A 6,877-nucleotide genomic window follows, 5' to 3' on the forward strand; every position below is an offset into this window, starting at 1 on the left:
GCGACGTCGTGTCCGCCGCCCCGGCACAACTTCCTCACCCTGCCGAAGATCCGCTCCGAGTCACCCGCCTTCGACCTCAACTACCCCGCCCTGGCGGAACTCGATCACGCCCGGTCGCACAAGCGGGACATGATCGACGATCCCGGCGCCGCCCAGCCGCCCTCCGGCGGGCGGGAAGCATGATCACGCCCGGCCGTCGGCACTCGCGGGAGTCCGCGCGTCACGGCGGTGGCGCTCCGGGTGCGGCCGTGTCCGGCGTCGGTGGCCCGCACGCCCTCACCACGGCTGGGGCGGCCGCCGGCATCGCCCGGCTGGAGGGATACCTGCTCGCACAGCAGACCCGGACCGAGGCCGCAGAGGCCGGCGCCGCGTTCGCCCGCCGTTTTCCGTGGTTGGGACCGCAGGAGGAGGCGGAGGTGGCTCGCGTGTTCGCCCAGGAGCATCTCGCGGTGCGGTGCGAGGCCCTCCGAGCCACCGTCGTACGTGCGGAGGAACTCCGCCGCGAGTACAGCCACCGTTACGCATGCCTACGGCGGCGCCTGGTGGCCACGGCTCTCGGCTCGGCCGCGGGGATCGTGGTCGTGTTGTCGGCGGTGCTGTCGGTCGTGGTGCGGGGCGCGCGTTAGTCCGTGCGGTGATTGCGGTCCAGCCGCCAGATCAGCAGGGACACCAGGCTCAGGGCGACCAGTACGCTGCCGGCCATCAGGGCGAGCATGCGGTCCGCGGTGTGCACGGCGGTGTTCTGGGCGTCCAGGAGGAACGGCGAGACGATCAGCCACACGCCCGCCAGGCCCACGACGACGTCGGACCGCGGGCCCGCACCGCGATAGAGGCGCCGACCCGCGGTGAACGCGACGACGAGTCCGACCAGCATCTCGTTGATCTGCGCGTCCTTGGGTCCGAGCTGCGTGGCCATCGGCATGAGCAGGAGCAGCACCGAGACCGCCAGCATCAGCAGTCCCATGATCTGGTCGTGCGCTCCCCGGCGCAGCACGTGGGACGGATCCGACACGCGCGGTGTCAGCCCCCGGTCGATGTGGATCACCATGGGCCCTCATCTCCTTCAGGTGTGCTCACGCGCGACTACCCCTTCGTTCCCGGTCCCACTCGGGACCGTCCGGCGCGTCGCCGCGTACGCGGCGACGCGCAAGGCGCGGAGGCGGCCGACGGGTCGGACGCCGGGCAGGAGATGCCGGTACGGGGTGAACGCGTACCGGCCCGGGAAGCCCTCGTCGCGAAGCAGGGTGAGTCGTGCGGGCGTCCCTGCCCGTCGGGCAGCGGGCGCCCGGGACCATCGCGCCGTCACCTGGCAGGTCCCGGGTCGGTCGAACCAGGGGTGCGCCCCGGCGGGCACGGTCGGGGCCGTGGTGATGACCCTCGGCGAGAAGCTGGAACAAGCCGTCACCGGCCGTCCGGATTCGCATGTCCCAGCCCGGGTCCTGGAACGGCTCATGGGGACGGCCGAGCGCCCCCGACGTCAGCCCGTACCCGTCCATTGGGCCATGCACTACGGTCAGGTCGCCCTTCTCGGTGTCCTTCGCTCGGGCATGGCCCACTCGGGTCTGCGCGGCCCGGCGGCTTCCGCCCGGTTCGCCGTCGTGCGGCTGACCAACGACCAGGTCCTGGAGAACCCCACCGGTGTCGGAGCGCCGCCGCAGACCCGGCCGCGCAAGGAGCTGCTGGTGGACCTGCTCCACAAGGCGGTGTACGCCACCGCCACCGGCATCGTCGCCGACGCACTCGCCGCCCGGAGCGGGCCGGGGCCCGGCCGGCGCCATGCGGCCCGACGCGCCGGCCGGCACGCGGACGTCGGGCCCCTGCCGCACGGGAACCGCTGCCGAGCGAGCGCTGTGGTCGCGGGCGTACCGCGCGCCCGCGCCCGCGACCACACGGGGTGCGCTCAGTGTGCGCGGCGCAGCGCGGCGGCACCGGCCAGGCAGGCGGCCAAGGCTGCTGCCGCCGGCGCTGCCGCGGTCCACCAGCCGCGGGAGCGCAAGGGTGTGGACAGATCGCGGATGCGGTCGAAGGCGCTCAGCGGCACTCCGGCCAGGGCGCTGCCGGGGGGCCGGCGCGACACGGCGGGGTGGGGACGGGTGGGGGCGGTGCGCCGTACGGTCTCCCAGGCCGAGTCGAGCCGTCGCAGTCGGGCTCTGTCGTGCTCCAGCGCCTCCTGCAGGCGTGGAAGCAGCACGTCCTCCTCGTCCCGGATGTCCTCCCGGATCAGGGCGAAGGCGGCGGCGACGAGCTGATCGTGCCGGGGGCCCGTGGGTCGATGGACCGGATCTCCACCGCCAGGTCGTTGATCCGCTGGTGTTCCGCATCGACCCGGGAGGTGAGCTCCTCGCCGTCGGCGGCGAGCCGCCGCAGGGCGGGTCACAGGACGGTCTCCTCCGCGAAGGCGTGGCTGAACGTCAGCTGGAAAATGTCCCTGAGGACCTCTTGCCGCTCTGGCAGGGGCGGCCCCGGGGACTCGTACAGGTGCATCAGGCGGTCGAGTTCCGCGTGGTCGCGGCGCCGGCGGGCAAGGACGCCGGCCTCCCCGCCGAGCTGGTCGACGCTCTGCTGCGAAATGGGAAGGGGCATGGGGCGGCCTTCCGTCAGGTGCGCAGTGCGGGGCGGCGCCCGAGCAGGACGCCGAGGGTGATCATGCCGACGCCGAGGACGAGGTGGAGCCAGTTGTCCGCCGTGTTCACCGGGACGAAGTTGGCGGAGCTGTCGTGGTCGACGAGCAGGCCGTAGATCCAGAGGACGAGGTAGATGACGCCCCCGCCGACGAGGTAGGCGCGGGCGGTCGCGGCGGCGCGGGCCATGACGATGCCGGCGATGCCGAACAGCAGGTGGACGATGTTGTGCAGGACGGAGACCTGGAAGACGCCGAACAGCTTGGCTTCCGAGTGGTGCTCGGCGAACTCCAGGGTTTCGTAGTCGGTCGTGATGCCGGGGATGAAGCCGAGGACGCCGACCAGGAGGAAGACCGCTCCCACCACGAGGGCGGCGAGCTGTACGGGCGTCCGGGAAGTGCCTCGGGTGCGGGTGGTCATGACGGTTCTCCTTCCCGCCGGGACGGACCGGGCGACGGTGCTACGTCCCGGGTCGGATGACGGCGCGTACGCATCCGTCCGTCTTGTGCTTGAACATGTCGTAGGCCCGCGGCGCTTCGTCCAAGGACATCGTGCGCGTGGCCAGCTGCGAGGTCTGGAGGTCTCCGGCGGCCACGCGCTCCAGGAGCGTGGGAATGCGGCGCTGGCCGTGCATCTGCGCGCCGCGCACGGTGAGGCCCTTGTTGACGACTGCGCCGAGGGGGGAACGTGTCGACGGCTCCGGTGGACACGCCGAGGACGAACACGGTGCCGGCCTTGCGGCAGGCATGGATGGCCTGCCGTACGGCCGTCGGCCGGTCGGTCTGCAGGCGCAGCCGCTGTTCGACCTGGCCGTAGAGGTGCGCGGGGCCGTTGCGGTGGGCCTCCATGCCCACCGCCTCGACGCAGACGTCGGGTCCGCGGCCGCCGGTGCGCTCGCGCAGTTCGGCCGCGATGTCGGTGGAGCCGTAGTCGAGGGTCTTCGAGCCGACGAACCGCTCGGTCATGGAGAGGCGTTCGGGGACGGGGTCGATGGAGATGACGCGTTCGGCGCCGAGCGGGATCGCCGCTCGGGCCGCCATCTGGCCCACGGCACCGCAGCCCCGGACGGCCACGGTGTCGCCCGGTTGTACGCCGCCCAGGTGAGCGCCCGTCCAGCCGTTCGGCACCGAGTCCGGGACGAACAGGGCGCTGGTGTCGTCGACGCCTTCCCGAACGGTGAAGGCGCCGTAGTCGGCGAAGGGGACGCGGACGTGTTCCGCGTGGCTCCCGCGCAGTCCTCCCATGGCATGGGAGTAGCCGAAGACGCCCCCCGCCGCCTCGTAGCCGAACAGCGCTTGTCCGATACCGGGGTTGGTGTTGGCGTTGTCGCACAGCGACCACAGGTCGTGGGCGCGGTACCAGCAACGTCCGCCTCCGACGAACGAACAGACCATCACCCGGTCGCCCACCCGATGGCGCCGGACCTCGGGGCCGCTCTCGACGACCTCGCCGATGAATTCGTGCCCGGTGACGTCGCCGGCCTGCACGGCCGGGATGTAGCCGCCGATCAGGTGGAGGTCCGAGCCGCACGTCGTGCCGGCGATCAGCCGCACGATCATGTCCTGGTCGTTGCGCATCCGGGGCTCGGGCACCTGCTCGACGGAGAGCTCGTTCACGCCTTCCCGGCACAAGGCCTTCACAGTGCTCCCTCCCCACGGGAACGCCGGCTGACCAGCCCCACGAGCTTGCCCGCCGGCGTGCGGCCCCGCGCCGTGGGCGGATGGTCCGGCAGCATGACCTCACCGGCTTCCAGCAGGCTCTTGGCCTGTCGAAGGGCGGTACGGACCTCCTGCCGCGGATCCCGTCCGGCCGGCCGAGCGGGCAGCGAAGCAGCCCTCCGCGGAACGGAGCGGTGCGGTCGTACGGCGAGCCCGGTGCCGCGGTCGCCCGGTGCGGGGCGTACGCGCGCACCTCCACATCGTCGCCGAACCGGTCCAGTGGCGGCGGGGGAGCGCCCGCCGGACACACGTCCGTCGGTGCGGGGTTGACCGTGACCACCAGCCGACGGTTCGGGTCGTCAGGGGCCGGGCGTCGGACCCTGTCGAGGGCGGCTGCGGCGGCGGTCGGTCCGGCGCCGAAGAGAACCGCGCGGTGCGACCACTTCACGTCTGCCTCCATGGCGACTCGTGTCGCTCCGGCGCCTGCCCGGGCGCGGTGCCCGTAAACGACAGACGGACAGCCGCCGCGTCCGCCGGGCGCCCCCTGCGCACGATTTCCCGCCGCACCATCAGCGCGCAGCGGACGGGGCGCTCGGCGGCCACCTGGCCTACCGGCAGGCAGCGGGCGCCAACCACGCGGAGGCCGTACCGCGTCGTGAACCCCGGCCGGCAACGGATCGGACCCGTGGTCCGGCTTCCCCGTCGGCCGACCGGCGCGGGCCGCCGTGGACGACGTAGAGGTCGTCGTCCGTGAGGCTGGCGGCCAGGTCGTGAAGGCGGCGGAGAGCTCTCCCGGGCGGGCCGAGTCCGCCAGGACCTCCGACACCCGCTGCCTCCGCACCGCTTCGGGTGCCGGCCGACCGGTGATGACAGCGCCACCGGCGACCACGGTCAGGAACGTCTGGTTGCTCTGCTCGGACTCCACCGGTGTGGTGACGTCAACGAGCAGATCGTCAAGCTTCGACATGGAAGCCGATCCTCTTCACGGCTCGTCCCGCCCCCTCAACCGGTCCTGCTACCGAGCGAGGAGGGCAGACACCGTCTTCCCGCCAGAGGCTCGCCGGGTGACCGCGGTCGATGTGGCGAGTCGGTCGACCAGGGGCCGGCCGAAGCCTCCGGCGCCGACGTCGAGGTCGGGGGTGCGCATGCGCGGGGCACGGGGAGCGTGGTCGTGCACGGCCGCCTCGATGCCGCCTGGGCGCGCGGTCAGGTCCAGGGTGCAGGTGCCCGGCCGTGGCGCAGGGCGTTGGTGACCAGCTCCGAGACCACCAGGACCACGGTGCCGGCGGCCTCGGCAAGTGCGAAGGCCTGCTCGACGGCGGCCACCGGCCGCCCGTTCGCGTCCTCGCGCCCCGTATCCCGGAGGGAGCAGGGGTTCCAGCGGATCAGATCGTCCTCGACCGCCGTCGGTAGGACTTGGCGGTCGTGGTGGCGCCGGTCGGGTCCGCCGATTCCGTCCGCGCCACCCGTTCGGCGGACTCGTCGCGCGGGAGGAAGGTGGCGCTCATAGCGTCGGGCCCAGACGAAATTCGCCGTAGCACCTGGGAGAAGCCGATGACGGACGAGTCGATGGAGAAGCTGGCCACGGAGGCATGGCTCTACGGATACCCGCTGGTCACGGCGGCCGTGACGAAGCGCTCCATGACGGCGGTCCCGGCCCGGGACGACGCACGCCGGAAAGCCCCGGTCAACCAGTTCTGCTACCTGCGCGCCACCCCGGACGCCTCCTTCACCGAGGTCGTCTCGCCGAACGCCGACACCCTGTACTCCAGTGCCTGGCTCGACCTGTCCGACCAGCCCCTGGTGCTGGCCCTGCCCGACTTCGGCGACCGGTTCTGGATGGTCCCGATCCTGGACGCCTGGTCCGATGTCCGCGCCGTCGCCGGCCGGCGCACGTACGGCTCGTCCGCCGGCCCGTTCCTGATCGCCGGGCCGTCCTGGTCGGGCGCGGCCCCCGCCGGCCTGACCCTGCTGAAGTCGCCCACCGCCGTGAACTGGATCATCGCCCGGTACGCGACCAGCGGCCCGTCGGACTTCCCGGCCGTCAACCGGCTCCAGGACGCCACACGGCTGATCCCGCTGTCGGAGTGGACCGGCGACCCCGACGACCACTCCCCTCCCACCGACGTCCCCGTTCCCGCCGGCGCCGACACCACGACGCCGCCCGTCGACCAGGTCCACGCGCTCGGCGGCCGCGACTACTTCACCCTCCTCAACCGGACGATGCTCGACAACCCTCCCGACCCCGCCGACGCACCGATCCTGGGCCGCCTGGCCAAGCTCGGCATCGCACCCGGCGCGAGCCTGGACGACCTGTCTCCCGAGGAGCTCGCCCTCCTGGACGCGGGCGCGCGGCGCGGCCCGGAGGCCCTGCGCGATCTGCTCGCCCGGGCGGAGTCCACGAAGACCGACGGATGGGCCGTGCACCGAGGCCTGGGCGATTACGGCACCGACTACGCCAAGCGCGCGGTCATCACCCGGTTCGGGTACGGAGCCAACCTCGACGCCGACGCCCTGTACCCGCACGCCACCCACGACGCCGACGGCCGGCCCCTCGACGGCGCCCACACCTACGTGCTGCACTTCGACGCCGGTGAA

General features: G+C 72.8%; 8 protein-coding genes and 3 pseudogenes. 4 read left to right on the plus strand and 7 right to left on the minus strand.

The features are described 5' to 3' along the window. Positions 1-183, plus strand: a pseudogene (locus ACFWUY_RS40055) (cytochrome ubiquinol oxidase subunit I); the annotation flags it as partial. A 65-nt stretch (positions 184-248) separates the two neighbouring features. Continuing rightward, positions 249-626, plus strand: coding sequence for a hypothetical protein (locus tag ACFWUY_RS40060; protein ID WP_384121652.1), 378 nt, complete (start codon positions 249-251; stop codon positions 624-626). Here ACFWUY_RS40060 and ACFWUY_RS40065 read toward each other — a convergent pair. After that, positions 623-1,048, minus strand: coding sequence for a hypothetical protein (locus tag ACFWUY_RS40065; protein WP_384121655.1), 426 nt, complete (start codon positions 1,046-1,048; stop codon positions 623-625). The two genes, ACFWUY_RS40060 and ACFWUY_RS40065, sit on opposite strands and share 4 nt — an antisense overlap. Before the next feature lie 316 nt (positions 1,049-1,364). Between ACFWUY_RS40065 and ACFWUY_RS40070 the strand changes: the two genes are divergently transcribed. Further along, complete coding sequence (locus tag ACFWUY_RS40070; RefSeq protein ID WP_384121657.1) at positions 1,365-2,249, plus strand: hypothetical protein; 885 nt, start codon at positions 1,365-1,367, stop codon at positions 2,247-2,249. A gap of 124 nt (positions 2,250-2,373) precedes the next feature. On the opposite strand, the gene ACFWUY_RS40075 is transcribed toward ACFWUY_RS40070, so the two are convergent. The 6 genes and pseudogenes from ACFWUY_RS40075 to ACFWUY_RS40100 all read right to left on the minus strand — a co-directional run bounded on the left by ACFWUY_RS40075 (position 2,374) and on the right by ACFWUY_RS40100 (position 5,787). Further along, positions 2,374-2,583: a hypothetical protein gene (locus tag ACFWUY_RS40075; protein WP_384121659.1), complete on the minus strand. Its 210-nt coding sequence runs from the start codon at positions 2,581-2,583 to the stop codon at positions 2,374-2,376. Between the two features lie 14 nt (positions 2,584-2,597). Beyond that, positions 2,598-3,041, minus strand: coding sequence for a DUF4383 domain-containing protein (locus ACFWUY_RS40080; RefSeq protein ID WP_384121667.1), 444 nt, complete (start codon positions 3,039-3,041; stop codon positions 2,598-2,600). Beyond that, positions 3,038-4,237: an alcohol dehydrogenase catalytic domain-containing protein gene (locus tag ACFWUY_RS40085; protein WP_384121661.1), complete on the minus strand. Its 1,200-nt coding sequence runs from the start codon at positions 4,235-4,237 to the stop codon at positions 3,038-3,040. Before ACFWUY_RS40085 ends, ACFWUY_RS40080 begins: the two co-directional genes overlap by 4 nt. A 742-nt stretch (positions 4,238-4,979) precedes the next feature. Beyond that, a pseudogene (locus ACFWUY_RS40090) lies at positions 4,980-5,246 on the minus strand (hypothetical protein); the annotation flags it as partial. Between the two features lie 48 nt (positions 5,247-5,294). After that, a pseudogene (locus tag ACFWUY_RS40095) lies at positions 5,295-5,668 on the minus strand (ATP-binding protein). After that, entirely contained in the window at positions 5,665-5,787 is a 123-nt protein-coding gene (locus ACFWUY_RS40100; protein WP_384121663.1) for a hypothetical protein, read from the minus strand. Before ACFWUY_RS40100 ends, ACFWUY_RS40095 begins: the two are co-directional and overlap by 4 nt. Positions 5,788-5,833: 46 nt before the next feature. Between ACFWUY_RS40100 and ACFWUY_RS40105 the strand changes: the two genes are divergently transcribed. Continuing rightward, positions 5,834-6,877 (plus strand): DUF1254 domain-containing protein (locus ACFWUY_RS40105; protein ID WP_384121665.1); only part of this gene is annotated, 1,044 nt, incomplete at its 3' end.

This window comes from Streptomyces sp. NPDC058664 (genome assembly GCF_042716635.1).
In the GTDB taxonomy this organism is placed as follows: domain Bacteria; phylum Actinomycetota; class Actinomycetes; order Streptomycetales; family Streptomycetaceae; genus Streptomyces.